At 27.8% G+C, this 14,206-nt stretch carries 14 protein-coding genes; 2 read left to right on the forward strand and 12 right to left on the reverse strand.

Features of this window, described 5'->3' with window-relative positions:
• Positions 1–50 precede the first annotated feature (50 nt).
• The 5 genes from ftsH to MKD34_RS06215 form a co-directional block, all read right to left on the reverse strand.
• On the reverse strand, positions 51–2,237 hold the full coding sequence (ftsH, locus tag MKD34_RS06195; protein WP_274722527.1) for an ATP-dependent zinc metalloprotease FtsH: 2,187 nt from the start codon (positions 2,235–2,237) through the stop codon (positions 51–53).
• Positions 2,227–3,567 (reverse strand): tRNA lysidine(34) synthetase TilS, encoded by a 1,341-nt coding sequence (gene tilS, locus MKD34_RS06200; RefSeq protein ID WP_240218736.1) that lies wholly within the window; start codon positions 3,565–3,567, stop codon positions 2,227–2,229. The genes ftsH and tilS overlap by 11 nt, the downstream gene beginning before the upstream one ends.
• 84 nt (positions 3,568–3,651) lie before the next feature.
• Complete coding sequence (locus MKD34_RS06205) at positions 3,652–5,307, reverse strand: B12-binding domain-containing radical SAM protein (protein WP_240218737.1); 1,656 nt, start codon at positions 5,305–5,307, stop codon at positions 3,652–3,654.
• A gap of 18 nt (positions 5,308–5,325) precedes the next feature.
• Entirely contained in the window at positions 5,326–6,282 is a 957-nt protein-coding gene (gene mltG, locus MKD34_RS06210; protein ID WP_240218738.1) for an endolytic transglycosylase MltG, read from the reverse strand.
• A gap of 75 nt (positions 6,283–6,357) precedes the next feature.
• Positions 6,358–7,944: a DEAD/DEAH box helicase gene (locus MKD34_RS06215; protein WP_240218739.1), complete on the reverse strand. Its 1,587-nt coding sequence runs from the start codon at positions 7,942–7,944 to the stop codon at positions 6,358–6,360.
• Positions 7,945–8,156: 212 nt separating this feature from the next.
• On the opposite strand from MKD34_RS06215, the gene MKD34_RS06220 reads away from it, so the two are divergent.
• Positions 8,157–8,543, forward strand: a complete 387-nt coding sequence (locus MKD34_RS06220; protein ID WP_240218740.1) for a PG0541 family transporter-associated protein — start codon at positions 8,157–8,159, stop codon at positions 8,541–8,543.
• Positions 8,544–8,585: 42 nt separating this feature from the next.
• Here the strand turns inward: MKD34_RS06220 and MKD34_RS06225 are convergent, their stop codons facing one another.
• From MKD34_RS06225 to MKD34_RS06250, 6 genes are all read right to left on the reverse strand, one after another.
• Complete coding sequence (locus tag MKD34_RS06225; RefSeq protein WP_240218741.1) at positions 8,586–8,735, reverse strand: FeoB-associated Cys-rich membrane protein; 150 nt, start codon at positions 8,733–8,735, stop codon at positions 8,586–8,588.
• Between the two features lie 22 nt (positions 8,736–8,757).
• Positions 8,758–10,959, reverse strand: a complete 2,202-nt coding sequence (feoB, locus tag MKD34_RS06230; protein WP_240218742.1) for a ferrous iron transport protein B — start codon at positions 10,957–10,959, stop codon at positions 8,758–8,760.
• A gap of 10 nt (positions 10,960–10,969) precedes the next feature.
• Positions 10,970–11,197 (reverse strand): FeoA family protein, encoded by a 228-nt coding sequence (locus MKD34_RS06235; protein WP_023050073.1) that lies wholly within the window; start codon positions 11,195–11,197, stop codon positions 10,970–10,972.
• 93 nt (positions 11,198–11,290) lie between these two features.
• Complete coding sequence (locus MKD34_RS06240; protein WP_023050074.1) at positions 11,291–11,512, reverse strand: FeoA family protein; 222 nt, start codon at positions 11,510–11,512, stop codon at positions 11,291–11,293.
• A gap of 97 nt (positions 11,513–11,609) precedes the next feature.
• Positions 11,610–12,554: a tRNA 2-thiocytidine biosynthesis TtcA family protein gene (locus MKD34_RS06245; protein ID WP_240218743.1), complete on the reverse strand. Its 945-nt coding sequence runs from the start codon at positions 12,552–12,554 to the stop codon at positions 11,610–11,612.
• 1 nt (position 12,555) lies between these two features.
• Positions 12,556–13,362 (reverse strand): tRNA lysidine(34) synthetase, encoded by an 807-nt coding sequence (locus tag MKD34_RS06250; protein ID WP_240218744.1) that lies wholly within the window; start codon positions 13,360–13,362, stop codon positions 12,556–12,558.
• A 119-nt stretch (positions 13,363–13,481) separates the two neighbouring features.
• Between MKD34_RS06250 and MKD34_RS06255 the strand changes: the two genes are divergently transcribed.
• Positions 13,482–13,820 (forward strand): hypothetical protein, encoded by a 339-nt coding sequence (locus MKD34_RS06255; RefSeq protein ID WP_240218745.1) that lies wholly within the window; start codon positions 13,482–13,484, stop codon positions 13,818–13,820.
• 32 nt (positions 13,821–13,852) lie between these two features.
• Here the strand turns inward: MKD34_RS06255 and MKD34_RS06260 are convergent, their stop codons facing one another.
• On the reverse strand, positions 13,853–14,113 hold the full coding sequence (locus MKD34_RS06260) for a hypothetical protein (protein WP_240218746.1): 261 nt from the start codon (positions 14,111–14,113) through the stop codon (positions 13,853–13,855).
• Between the last annotated feature and the right edge of the window lie 93 nt (positions 14,114–14,206).

Here is a 14,206-nt window from a genome sequence, read left to right on the forward strand (position 1 = left end):
CCTAGCATAGATTGTTATTATTATAACACAATATCTTATTTTAGTAAAGTCTAATTTTCTACCTTATCCTCTTTTTGATCTTCTAAAACTGATTGAGAAGCTTTCTGCTTTAATTCTTCCCTTAACTTATTTTCTTCTTCTTTTAAGTCTGCTAATTTTTCTTCTATTCTGTTTTCTTCTTCTAATCTTTCAACAGTTTTTCCTTTTAACATCTCATCTAACTCTTCACCTGTTATAGTTTCTAATCTTAACAATGCCTGAGTTATCTTCTCTAATGTTTCTCTATTTTCAGTTAAAATCTCTTTTGCTTTATTATAAGCTGTCGTTACTAATCTTCTTATTTCATCATCTATCTCTTTTGAAGTTGTTTCTCCATAAAGCTTTTGTTGGAACATATCTCCATCACGAGTAGCATCTAACATTATTGGTCCAAATTTATCACTCATACCATATTTAGTTACCATAGCATGAGCTATTGCTGTAGCTCTTTCTATATCGTTACTAGCACCTGTAGTTATATCTCCAAATACAACTTCTTCTGATGCTCTTCCTCCTAAAAGTGTTACAAGTTCTGACAAAAACTCATTTTTAGATTTTAAATATCTATCCTCTGTTGGAAGAGTCATTGTATACCCAAGAGCAGCCATTCCTCTAGGAATTATTGTAACCTTATGAACTGGTTCTGTATGTGGTGATAATCTTTGAGTCATAGCATGACCAACTTCATGATAAGCAACTATAATTCTTTCCTTTTGAACTGCCATTCTTGATTTTCTCTCTGGTCCTATTGTAACTTTTTCAGAAGCTTCTTCTAAATCAGACATATTTATTTCATCTCTACCAGCTCTCGCAGCCAATATAGCCGCTTCGTTTAACATATTTGCAATATCCGCTCCTACAAATCCTGGCGTTTTTCTTGCTATTACATCAAAATCAACATCTGATGCAAACTTTTTATTTCTTGAATGAACTTTTAAAATAGCCTCTCTTCCCTTTATATCAGGTCTATCAACTACTACTTGTCTATCAAATCTTCCTGGTCTCATTAAAGCTTTATCTAGTATTTCCGGTCTATTTGTTGCAGCTAATACTATTATTGTTTCATCGCTTCCAAATCCATCCATTTCTACTAGAAGTTGGTTAAGTGTTTGCTCTCTCTCGTCGTTTCCTCCACCTTGACCACTTCCTCTTTTTCTACCTACTGCATCAATCTCATCTATAAAGATTATACATGGAGAGTTTTTTCTAGCTTTAGAAAATAAATCTCTAACTCTTGAAGCTCCAACTCCAACAAACATTTCTACGAATTCTGATCCTGACATACTAAAGAATGGAACCCCAGCTTCTCCAGCTACAGCTTTAGCTAAAAGAGTTTTACCTGTTCCTGGAGCACCTAGTAATAAAACTCCTTTTGGAATCTTAGCACCTAAATTTTTAAATTTATCAGGCTCTTTTAAAAATTGAACAATTTCCTCTAATTCAACTTTCGCTTCATCTATTCCAGCTACATCAGCAAAAGTAACTTGAGATACATTTTCACCATTTTCTTTAGCTTTAGATTTACCCATATTGAAAACTTGTGGTCCTCCACCGCTTCCTTTATTCATTTTATTAAGCATAAAAATCCAAATTCCAATTAACAATAACATTGGGAACCAAGATGCTAGCATATTTAATAAAAATGGTAACTCTTGTGGTGGTAAAGATTGTATTTGAATATTTTTATTCTCTATTAAATCAACTAGTTGTAAATCTCCACCTAGTCTATCTGTTATCATTCTAGCTTTTACTGCAGATGCATCTTTTTCAGCAGTATATCCATATATATACCCTTCTCTTTCATCTACTCTAACTAGTTTGTTATCTTTTACATCTTGTAAAAAATCTGTATAACTTATTGTTTTTACATTTGTTGAATCTGACTTAGAAAACATTGTTGGAAGAGATAAAATTATTGTTACTATGAATAATAACATCACAAATCCTTTCAAGTTAAATCTTCCACCTAACTCTCTTGAATCATTTGAATCTTTATCTTGTTTTCCCTTATCTATACCCTCTTTTAATTTTTCTTTAATTTTTCTTTTTCTTTCCTCTAACTCTTCTTTCTCTTTTTCCTCATTTGATTTTTTGTCATTGTTTTTCTCAGCTTCATCATCGTCGCTTTCATCTTTTTTTGGCTCCTCTTCAATGAAGTTATACAATGCCATTTTTTCATTATCTTCTCTATTCTTCATCTTGCCTCCTTATGATTAGCTTAATTCCCTTTTTATTTTCTTCACCCTTAAAACTCTCGCTTTTTTTTACGCCTGAAGCCCAAACGATTTCATCGTCTTTTAATATTAATGGTATTTCTCCCCTTAAATCTTTTGGAACTTTCTCATTTATAAAAATATCTTTTAATTTTTTATATGATTCCATTCCTAAAGGTCTTATCTTATCCCCATCCTTTCTCATTCTAATCTCTATAGTGTCACCTATTTTTAAATTTGTTAAAAATTCATTTTTACCAAAACTTTTATTATCTTCCATAGCTTCTACTATATAGCTATTAAAAATGATTTTAAACGGTATTTTTTCTGTAACTACTTTATTAACTTTTTCTAATTTATCTTTTTTTTCCTTTTCTATCCAAATATTTTTATATTGTTTTTTCAATATAAAACCTTTTTCTAATTTTATTACCTTACTTCCATTACTATTCAATAATTTTATAATATTTCCTATTTTTTCTCTTGAACCTTCTAAATTATATTTTTTTAAATACTCATTAATTATCTTTCTTTGAATATAATTTTCTTCTAATTCAATTAAGTCTATATTTAAAACCCATCTATTATCTTTAAATTCTTCATATTTTTTTAAATCAATTTCTAGAATCTTGTTCACTTCTTTAATTTCTGAAATTAAATTAAAAATTTTATCTTTAAAATTATTATTGTATCTTTTTTCAATCCAAGGTATCAAATCTAATCTTATACTATTTCTTGTAAAGTCATTTTCAAAGTTAGTTTCATCTATTCTATATTTAATTTCATTTTCATCTAAGAATTCTAAAATATTATTTTTATATACCTCGTTAATTGGTCTGATAATATTTTCTCTATTTGGAATTCCTTCTAAACCTTCTAAAGATGAACCTCTAATAAGTCTAAATAGAAATGTTTCGATTTGATCGTCTAAATTGTGAGCTATTGCTATTTTATTACCTGAAATCTTTTTCAATATATCTTTAAAAAATGTATACCTAATAAATCTTCCAGCTTCTTCTAAACCTATATTATTCTCTTTAGCAATCTCTTCTATTGAAGCTCTTTTTACAAAAATTGGTATATTTAATCTTTTGCTACATTCAATACTAAATTTTTCATCTGTATCTGAGTTTTCTCCTCTTAACAAATGATTAACATGAGCTAAAACAAACTCAAAATTTATCTCTTTTTTAGCATAATTTAGAGCTTCTAATAAAAATACTGAATCTGGTCCTCCTGAAAAACCAAGAACTATTTTATCGCCTTCTTCTATTAATTTTTCATCTTTTATTTTTTTCAAAATTTTTTTTAACATAATTTTTATCCTTTAAAACAGTATTTTATAGAATTATACCATATAGAGCCTCTTTTTAAAACTCTTTTTACCTCTTATTTTTAACTAAAAAGTTTCTAAAATTGTTTTTTTCTTTGCATAGTTAAAAAATATTTCAATCTCTCCGTTTTTGTTATTTAATACATCATAATTAAATTTTTCAAACTCAGTCTTTTTATATCCCTCTCTTGAAGATATAAAATTTTTTTCAATTATTATATTATTATATTTTTCTTTATCTTTATTAGAAATGAACCATTCAGGATATACCCCTGGCTTTCCTAAAAGTAAATAATCTAATTTTAAATACTCTATAAAAATATTTTTTCCTTGAAAATTTTTCTCTTCAAAAAATTTAACTAAATTATTAAAAATACTCACAACTTTATGTCCTAATCCTAATAAATTTTGTCTATCATAATAATTTGAAATATCTTCAAAAAAGTCAAATGGTCTATTATAATAATTTTCTATTATAAACTTTACCGAATACTTAAATTTCTCAGAATTATAATAATAATCTAACATTTTTTCTACATTTTTTAATTTTACTAGCTCTTCATACTTTATAAAACAATTAGACAGTACTTCATATGGAGGAAATTCTATATATTTATAATCATACTTCTCTATTTCACCAGCTATTTTTGTTCCACTTAAAATTTTTAAGAATCCAAGTTGAATCATTTCAGCATCTAGATCGTATACATAGTCAAACGAATCTTTAAACGTATCATATGTATCATATGGTAATCCTGCTATTAAATCCACGTGTAAATGAATATTTTTAGATATGGCTTTAATATTATTTTTTAATCTCTCTAGCAGATTTCTTCTATTTATACTATCCATTGTTTCTTTGTTAATACTTTGAACTCCCACTTCAAATTGGAAATATCCATCTGGAACTTTCTTTAAAAAATCAATTATTTCCTCATCAAAAATATTAGCATTTATTTCAAAGTGAAATGTTACTCCCTCTTTATAATTCTCTAATAAATATTCCCAAATTCCTAAATATCTATCTTTTCTTAAATTATAAGTTCTATCTACAAATTTTACTAATTCTACCCCAGAATCTAAAAATCTTTTTAGGTCACTTTTTACTCTCTCTAAAGATAGATATCTAACACCTTTATCTATAGATGATAAGCAATATGAACAACTAAAAGGACACCCTCTACTTGATTCATAATATAAAATTTTTATATTTTCTTTTAATTCTTCATCATTATATGGAAATGGTATTGTATCTAAATCTTCTATTGGAAATTCATCACCTAAGTATACAAACTCTCCAGACTTTAAAAAAGCTACTCCTTTTTGATTCTTATTTTCATTAGTTAAAAAATTTAAAAGTACTCTTTCTCCCTCTCCTACTAAAACAAAATCAATACATTTATTTGCTATCAATGATTCCTTTGCATTATAACTAACTTCTGGTCCTCCAAGAGTTATTGTTATGTGAGGCATTATCTTTTTTAGTTCTTTTATAATACTAAAAACATATTCCTTGTTCCATATATATGTTGAAAAAATATAGTGATCTCCATTTAATCTAAAAAGATCTGTTATTATACTTTGAATTTGATTATTTATATTGCTTTCATATAACTCTATTTTTAAACTACTATATTTTTCAACGTAATTCTTTAAATATCTAATTGCTAAGTTTGTGTGAATAAACTGACTATTTATTCCAACTAAAACTACTCTTTCCATAATTTATATCTCTCCTAACTACTTATTACTTTTTTTCTGAACCTCTAGATGTTCCTTATATGTTTTTGTAAATGTATGTTTTCCATTACTAGTTACCACAAAAAACAAATAATCCGTCTTAGCTGGATTTATTGCTGCCATAACGGAGTTATAATCTGGATTAGATATTGGCCCTGGTGGTAATCCTTTATACATATATGTATTATATGGAGAATCTATCTTCAAATCTTTATAATACATTCTTCTTTTAGTATAATCATATATATAGTTTACCGTTGCATCCGAACCTAAATTCATCCCTTTTTTTAAACGATTATAAAAAACTGATGACATTAAAGGCTTTTCATCTTTTAATTGTGCTTCTCTTTCAATAATCGATGCCATAATTAATTCCTGATAAAATTTTTTCTTATCAGGATATTTTTCTGGAGGAAACTTTTTTAAAAACTCTCCTATCATTGCTTTTACTATCTCATTTTCATTAGTATCTACTGAAAGATAGTAGGTTTCAGGATATAAATACCCTTCATAGTTCCCATTTGGTGTTAAATATGGGAAATCTTTTATATTTTCTAACGCTTTTTTTAATCCTTCCTCTGTTCCAATACCTCTATCTTGAAGTAATTTACCTATCTCTTTTATTGAATATCCCTCTGGAATTGTTAAAATAGTATACTTAACTTTCCCCTCTTCCATCATTTGAAGTATATCTTTATATGAATATTTTCCATCAAATTCATAAAATCCAGCTTTTATATTTTTACCTGAATTTTTTTCATATTTTAAAAATATTTTAAAAATCATTGATTTGTCAATTCCTAATTTATTAAAAACGCTACTTAAACTTGTACCTTGTTTTAGATTAATTTGAACTTTATAATCTCTTTTCTCCTCTATTTTTATTGAATAAAATTTAAAAAGAGCCACTGGTATTGTTAATATTAAAAATAACAATATTAAGATTTTCTTTTTCATAACACTCTCCCATTTTTATGTTGAAAAAAGCTGTACTTTGGTTTCCCTAGTTACAGCTTTTTTATTTTTATTCAATTACTTTCTTGATTGTTTTGCCTTTTCGATTAAAGGTTTCTTTCCTTTTCTATCTTTTTGGAAAATATCAACTATTGTTTCAGCTTCAACGAATGGAACAGAAACAAATGAGAAGTTCTCATATACTTCTACACCTTTTAGTTTTGATTCGTGAACTTTAGTCTTTTTAGATATTAAATCAACTAACTTTCTAGGAGTCATTTTATCTTTCTTACCAAGAGCTATAAATAATCTTGTCTTTCCTGTTTTATCAAGTGAAACACTCTCTATATCAGAGTAGTTTGTTTCTTCTAATTCCTCATCATAGAAATTCTTTAATATAGCTGCTATAACTTCAATTGGAGTTGTCTCTTGAGTTAATAACTCTTTTGCCATATCATAGTAAGATTCTGCATCTCCATTTGATATAATGTTTCTAACACTATCAAATAATCTAGTTTTCTTAGCTAAGATTACATCCTTTACTCCTGGAACTTGCTCTTTTTTAATCTCTGTTTTTGTTATTCTTTGAATTTGAAGTAACTTTCTATACTCAGATGGAGTTATAAATGTTATTGCTGTACCTTGCTTTCCAGCTCTTCCTGTTCTTCCAATTCTATGTACGTAACTTTCTGCCTCTTGAGGAATTGCATAGTTTATAACATGTGTTAAATCATTTACATCTATACCTCTTGCTGCTACGTCTGTTGCAATAAGAATATTTAAGTTTTTATTTTTAAATCTTCTTAAAGTAACTTCTCTGTGATTTTGACTGATATCTCCGTGTAATCCTTCAACATCATATCCTCTATCTTGTAATTTTCCTACAAGTTCATTAACATCATTTTTAGTTCTACAGAAAACAATTCCATAGAAATCTAACTCGATATCAATTATTCTACATAAAGCCTCAAATTTATCTTTCTCTTTTACTTCAAAGTAAATTTGCTCTGTTAAGTTTGTTGTTAATTCTTTTTTCTTAACTGCTAATACTTCATGCTCTCTCATATGAGATTTTGCTATTTTTAAAATTTCTGCTGGCATAGTTGCTGAGAAAAATAACATTCTTTTATCTTCGTTAGTTTGAGTTAAGATATGCTCGATATCCTCAACGAATCCCATATTTAACATCTCATCTGCTTCGTCTAATATGAAATAATCAATGTTATTTAATTTTAAAACTTGTCTGTTCATTAAATCCATTACTCTTCCTGGAGTACCTACAACAATATCAACACCCTTGTTAAGTTGTCTTTTTTGTTGCTCTAATGATTGTCCTCCATAAACTGGAATTATTTTTAATTTTCTTCCGTGTGCTAATGAGTTCATCTCTTCAGCTACTTGAACCGCCAACTCTCTTGTTGGTGCTAATATTATAGCTTGTACATGTCCTGTACTTTTCTCTATTTTTTCAAGAATTGGTAAAGAGAACGCTGCAGTTTTTCCTGTTCCTGTTTGTGCTTGACCAATTATGTCCTTATCTCCGTTTAGTAATGCTGGTATAGTTAAAGCCTGTATTGGACTTGGCTGTTCAAAACCTTTTTTTTCTAGAGGCTTTAAAGTTTTTTCAGTTAAACCTAAATCTCTAAATGTTAATATTTTTTCCATATTCACTTCCTTAAATTATTTATATTCATTCATTAGATTATAACATAGATTTATAAAAATGTGTACTTTTTTTAAATTTTTATTTATTAGTTATGATTTGTTTTTTTACATGTTCTTATTCTGTAAGAATTTTTACTATATTAAGATATTGATTTTTTAAAAAAAATATAGTAATAAAGTATTAATCATATTTTTATAGGAGGCGGTCTTTTATGGTTATTGATAGAAAGAATGCAAAAAGAGTAGTTATATATATTAATGATTCTCAAAAAAATAATTTACAATCATTTTTACATTCAATTGGTTTTCATTACTATACTATTCAATCAAAACTTGAAGGTAGCTGGGAGCATGGAATTAGACATTTAAATAATCATGTTTGGCCTGGTTCCGAAGCTGTTTTTCACCTTATCGTTTCAGGTTCTAAAGTTGACTTACTTTTAAGGAAATTAAAGGGTTTTAGGATAGGACTTCCTGATAATGTAGTTATGGCTGTTTTAGTTTGCCCTCTAGATGATTTTATTTATAATATGATGAGTGTTGATATTGAACCAGATAATTCAAACGAAAAAGTCCATTGGTTAAAAGACGAAGAATAATAAAAAGGAGTAATTCGTAGAATTACTCCTTTTTATTTAGAACTAATGTTTACATTTATCTTTTAAACTACAACTTCCATTTTTACCTTTTGAACAATTGCAACCACTTTCGCCCTTAAGCATTTTATATAAGCTTTTCAAGGCTATCCCTCCAATTATTGCAACTATTCCTATCAAAATTAAAGTTTTCATATTCGCCTCCTCAATAGAAAAGTTAAAAGAATAACTTTCCAATTTGGAATACAAGTGTTGATACAACATACGGAACTACTAATAACATTCCTATTATAAATCCTGTGAACTTATATCCAAATTCTTGTTTTATAGCTCCCAAAGTTACAACACAAGGAACTACCAATAAAATAAATACCATAAATGAATATGCTCTTAAAGGAGCTAATTCATCTGTCCATAACATTTTTGTTGCTGCTACAACACCGCTTCCTTCCTCTTCAATCTCGGTTTCATCAGGAACACTAAACAACCCTTTAACGTCTAAACTAACAACCCCAACTATTGAGTCTTTTATAGCTACTCCAAGGCCTGCTAATTGATCAACTGTATCCTCTACAAATGTTGTTTCATGGTTTACTTCTTCTTCTATTTCTTCAGCATTTTTATCGCCTACCAAGACTTGAGCCATAAATCCTACTACAATCTCTTTTGCTGCTAAACTAGGTGGTATTGCTGCAACTGTTTCCCATCTATCTGCAAATCCTGTTGGTTTTAGAACTCCTTGGAATGTTTTTCCAAATTTGGCCATATAAGAGTTTGCTGTATCACCATTATTTGGAAAATATGTTAATGCCCATAGAATCATTAACATTCCCATTATAATTGTTGTAGCTTTTTTTAAATAAGATCCAGTTCTAGTTAGTGTTGATTTTACAATTACTCTTAAACTTGGTACTCTATATGGGGGTAACTCTATTAGCAATGCTCTTCCTTCAGCTTTAAACATTTCAAAATTCTTTAAAACTAATCCTGTTAAAATAGCTACTGCAATTCCTAGTACGTATAGAGACATTACAACCATTCCAGCTTTAGCACCAAAGAATGCTGCTGTAAATAATCCATATACTGGAAGTCTAGCTCCACACGACATAAATGGTGCCATTGCTGCAGTTAGTCTTCTTGATGATTCATCTTCCAAAGTTCTTGTAGCATATATCGCTGGAACTGTACATCCAAATCCTAATACCATTGGAACAAAGGCTTTCCCATTTAATCCTAATTTTGTCATTATTTTATCCATTAAAAAAGCAACTCTAGACATATAACCACTTTCTTCTAATATTGCTAAGAAGAAATATAAGTATAACATAAGAGGAACAAACACAACTACTCCTCCTACTCCTCCTAAAATTCCATCCATAACTAATGATGCTAACCAATTTGGGGTATTTTCATCTATTAACATACTTACATATTTACCTATATAATCATTTACAAACCCATCAACCCAATCGATTAAAGGAGCTGATCCATTAAATACAGTTCCCATTAATCCTACTATTATTAAGAAAAATATTGGTAACCCTAAATATTTATTTAATAGAACTCTATCAACCTTATCTGTAAAATCCAATCTAGATTTTATTGAAGTTGTAAATGTTTTAGCTAATATTCCTTTAACTGTTCCATATCTTCCTTCTGCAAATATAGTTTCAATATCTTCATCATGATCATCTTCAAGCTGTTTTGTAATTTTTAATATACTACTATCCTCTTCATATTTATACTCTGTTTTTAAAATTTCTAATAAATGCTTATCTTGCTCTAATAATTTTATTGCTAGAAAGTCCATTCCAAATTTTTCAGAAGCTTTTTGTAACTTTTCATCACAATTTATTTTACATTTAACTTCTCCAATAGCTTCCTCTAAACATTTATCAAATAATAGTGTGTATTTCTTATTTTCTTTAGATTCTTTTGCTATAACTAACGCTTTATCAAGCAACTCTTGAACCCCTGTTCTTTTTGTTGCAGATGTCATTATCACATCCATCTCAATCATATCTACAAATTTTTTAACATCTAGTTTATAATTTAACTTTTCAAATTCATCATAAAAATTTAAGGCCATAATCATAGGTTTTTCTAATTCTTTTAATAACATTGTTAAATATAAGTTTCTCTCTAAGTTTGTAGAGTCAACTATATTAATTATAACGTCTGGTTTTTCATTAATTATGAAGTCTCTAGTTATAGTTTCTTCTAAAGTATACGGACTTAAACTATAAACTCCTGGCAAATCAATACATTGAATTTTTTCACCTTTATATTCAAACTCAGCCTCTTTTTTCTCAACTGTTACACCAGCCCAGTTTCCTACTTTTAAATTTGAACCAGCTATTGCATTTATTAATGCTGATTTTCCTACATTTGGATTTCCTGTAAATGCTATTTTTATCATCTTTAATCTCCTATCCATCTATCTCTATTTCAATATTTTGTGCATCTTGTTTTCTTATAGCGATATTTGTTGATTTTACAATAAACTCTTGTGGGTCTCCTAAAGGAGCATTTCTTTCAAGTTTTATTATCTCTCCTGCTGTTACACCCATATCAACTAACCTTTTTTTTAATTCGCCAATTTTCCCAATTTTGACGATTTTAGCTGATTCTCCTCTTTTTAACTCTGTTAATTTCATTCCAAGCCTCCCAACTTATTAGTTATAAATATATTTTGAAACTCAAAATATATTTGGAAAATTTAAATCACAGTAGAAAACTGTGATTTAATATTATTCATTGTCAATTATTATCTTATTTGCTAATCCAAAATTTAAAACATATTTAGTGTCATTTATTTTTACTATATAGTTACTTTGATCATCTCTTAGTAAGCATATTTTATTTCCTATACAAAATCCTTTTTCTGTTAGTCTATTCTTATCTTTATCTCTTCCCTTTATCTCTTTTATAACAAACTCTTTATTTTGTTCTGCAAAAACTAATGGCGTCATAGAATAAACCTCCTAGTATTATTTGTTATTTATACATGAATTATATTCCACTAAATAACATTTGTCAAGGATAAAACTTTAATAATCAAAGTTTTCTTTAAACAAATAGATCTTTTATACTATTTAACATTACACTTCTTACATTTGGACTATCTTTTGCCAATTCCTCTATCATCTTTTTTACTTTTAAACGTTTTGAATTATCACTTGTTTCATATGGACAGTCATTATGCAAAATTGGTAATCCTAATTTTTTTGCATATCTGATTGTTTCTTTTTCTTCCACATATGCTAAGGGTCTAATAACTTTCAACCCATACTCCTCTGAATGATAAGCAGGTTTCATTACCCCCATATTTCCTTGATATAAAACATTTAATAAAAACGTTTCTATTATATCATCTTTATGATGACCTAATACTAACTTATTTATATTTTGTTTTTTCATCTCTTTATACAGAAGTCCTCTTCTTACTCTTGCACACATAAAACACGGATTTTTTAAATCTTCATTAGTCAAAATACTTTCACCTATTGATGTCTCTATTACTTGTAATTCTACCCCTAATTTAGAGCAGTAGTCTTTTATATCACCATATTTTCCACCCTCTTCAACTGGATGAATGTGAATTGGAAATAATTCAAAATTTATTCCCGATATTTTTTTTATTCTTATTAAAGCATTTAAAACTGTTAAACTATCTTTTCCTCCTGATATTCCAACAGCAATTCTATCGCCCTCTTCAATCATATTGTAATCATGCATCGCCCTTCCTATTGGGCTCCATAATGTTTTTTCAAATCCCTTATCTTGAATAAACGATAAAATTTCTCTATCATCCAATTTATTTAAATTTATTTTTAATCCTGTTTGTTTATAAATTTTATCAATTAATTTTATTATTTTATTTTCAGTATAAGTTATCTCTATTTTTATTTCATCTTTTAAATTATTAATTAAAACTATATTTTCTTTAACTTCAAAAGTAAAAGATTGAAATGTGTGGCCATTTAACTCTTTTATATTATCTATTTTTAACACACTACTCTCCTTTTTTTGCTTCAGATACATATCCTAATACATAATCTAAATTTATATTTTTCATCGAATTAAATATACTTTGCTTTATCTGAGGGTTTGTTTTTTCTAAAGTTGATAGTAGATTTTTAATCTCCTTTCTCTTTGAATCAACTTTCCCAGATTCAATTGGGCAACCACAAGCCATTGCCATAATTTCATTTTTTTTCGTGAAATTTATAATATCATTTTCTTTTATATAAATTAATGGTCTTATTAACTCTAATCTTCCACTTGTTGATTTTACTTTAGGAATCATTGTTTTTGTAGTCCCTGCATAAAACATATTTATTAAAGTAGTTTCTACTAAATCATCAAAATGATGTCCTAAAGCCAATTTATTATATCCTAACTCCTCTACCTTGCTGTAAAGAACTCCTCTTCTCATTTTTGCACATAAAAAACAAGGACTATCAGGAGACGATTCAAAGGCCACTTCCCAAACATTTGCATCAAATATTTCACATGGAATTCCAAGCTCTTCTAAATTAATTTTAAATTGCTCTAAATCCATAGATCCAAATCCTGGATTCATTGATATGAAGGCTACTTCAAAATTTTTACTTTTATCTCTTTTTAATTCTTGAAATAATTTTGATAACAACAAGCTATCTTTTCCTCCTGATACTCCAACAGCTATTTTATCTCCATCCTGTATTAAATCAAAATCTTTTATTGCCTTTGTAAATTTTGACCATATCTTCTTTCTATAAGTACTTCTTATTGAGTATTCAACCATCTCTCTTTTTGTTTCAAAAACTTTTTCTTCCATTAATCCTCCAACAATATAGTATAGACTTTTACTCCATTATATCATGCTTGCAAAAAAATTAACAATTCTTTTTTTTTGTGCTAAAATGTATTATTCAGACAAATGAGGTGATTAAATTTATGAATAATATAGAAAAAAATGTTTTAGACTTTTTAAAAAGTGGAATGGTTTATAGTGATGGTGCCATTATGAAAAACTTAGGTATTAGCTCTGCTGAACTTAAAGAAATATATATATCTTTAACTAACCAAGGATATCTCGAAAATTACGAGGATTTTCTTAAAAGAAATCCCGATTATGAAAAAGGAGAGGAAGAAAACTCTTGTGGTGGTTGCTCTTCTGGAGGATGTTCTTCTAAAGGTGGTTGCTCTTCTGGGGGATGTTCTTCTAAAGATGAAGATATCGATTATTCTAAGATTAAAGTTTTAACTGAAAAAGCTTTTACTTACACATATTAAGAATTTAAAAGGAGAACTCTATAGTTCTCCTTTTAAGTTAATTCCAATTCTATTCGATATAAAAAATTATGTAATTTATTGTAAAACTTGCAGTATCCCCATGTAAAAATTAAAAAAAATGTTGAAACTATAACAACCTCTTTAGTTACATTGTTATTTTTTATTGAAAATAATAATCCAAAAACAAATAATAAATAATAAATAACTGAGAACTTTTTTAAAATCTCATATAAAATTTCTGTAAAAATTCTAAAAATTGAAACCGCAACCAATCTATATTTTCTTAATACCATAATTTCCCCCTTTATGATATAAATTTATAATACTTTACTCCTTTATCAACTATTTTTCAAATTGATTTTATTTATACTAATCATTGACACCAA

Origin of the sequence: Cetobacterium somerae (assembly GCF_022430525.1) — a bacterium.
Taxonomy (GTDB): Bacteria; Fusobacteriota; Fusobacteriia; order Fusobacteriales; family Fusobacteriaceae; genus Cetobacterium_A.

Coding starts and splice junctions, on each gene's coding strand:
- mltG (WP_240218738.1), bottom strand. CDS start 6,282: ATGAAAAAGAAAATCTTAATATTGTTATTTTTAATATTAACAATACCA.
- MKD34_RS06220 (WP_240218740.1), top strand. CDS start 8,157: ATGGTTATTGATAGAAAGAATGCAAAAAGAGTAGTTATATATATTAAT.
- MKD34_RS06240 (WP_023050074.1), bottom strand. CDS start 11,512: ATGACGCCATTAGTTTTTGCAGAACAAAATAAAGAGTTTGTTATAAAA.
- ftsH (WP_274722527.1), bottom strand. CDS start 2,237: ATGAAGAATAGAGAAGATAATGAAAAAATGGCATTGTATAACTTCATT.
- MKD34_RS06205 (WP_240218737.1), bottom strand. CDS start 5,307: ATGGAAAGAGTAGTTTTAGTTGGAATAAATAGTCAGTTTATTCACACA.
- MKD34_RS06235 (WP_023050073.1), bottom strand. CDS start 11,197: ATGAAATTAACAGAGTTAAAAAGAGGAGAATCAGCTAAAATCGTCAAA.
- feoB (WP_240218742.1), bottom strand. CDS start 10,959: ATGATAAAAATAGCATTTACAGGAAATCCAAATGTAGGAAAATCAGCA.
- tilS (WP_240218736.1), bottom strand. CDS start 3,567: ATGTTAAAAAAAATTTTGAAAAAAATAAAAGATGAAAAATTAATAGAA.
- MKD34_RS06215 (WP_240218739.1), bottom strand. CDS start 7,944: ATGGAAAAAATATTAACATTTAGAGATTTAGGTTTAACTGAAAAAACT.
- MKD34_RS06250 (WP_240218744.1), bottom strand. CDS start 13,362: ATGGAAGAAAAAGTTTTTGAAACAAAAAGAGAGATGGTTGAATACTCA.
- MKD34_RS06255 (WP_240218745.1), top strand. CDS start 13,482: ATGAATAATATAGAAAAAAATGTTTTAGACTTTTTAAAAAGTGGAATG.
- MKD34_RS06260 (WP_240218746.1), bottom strand. CDS start 14,113: ATGGTATTAAGAAAATATAGATTGGTTGCGGTTTCAATTTTTAGAATT.
- MKD34_RS06225 (WP_240218741.1), bottom strand. CDS start 8,735: ATGAAAACTTTAATTTTGATAGGAATAGTTGCAATAATTGGAGGGATA.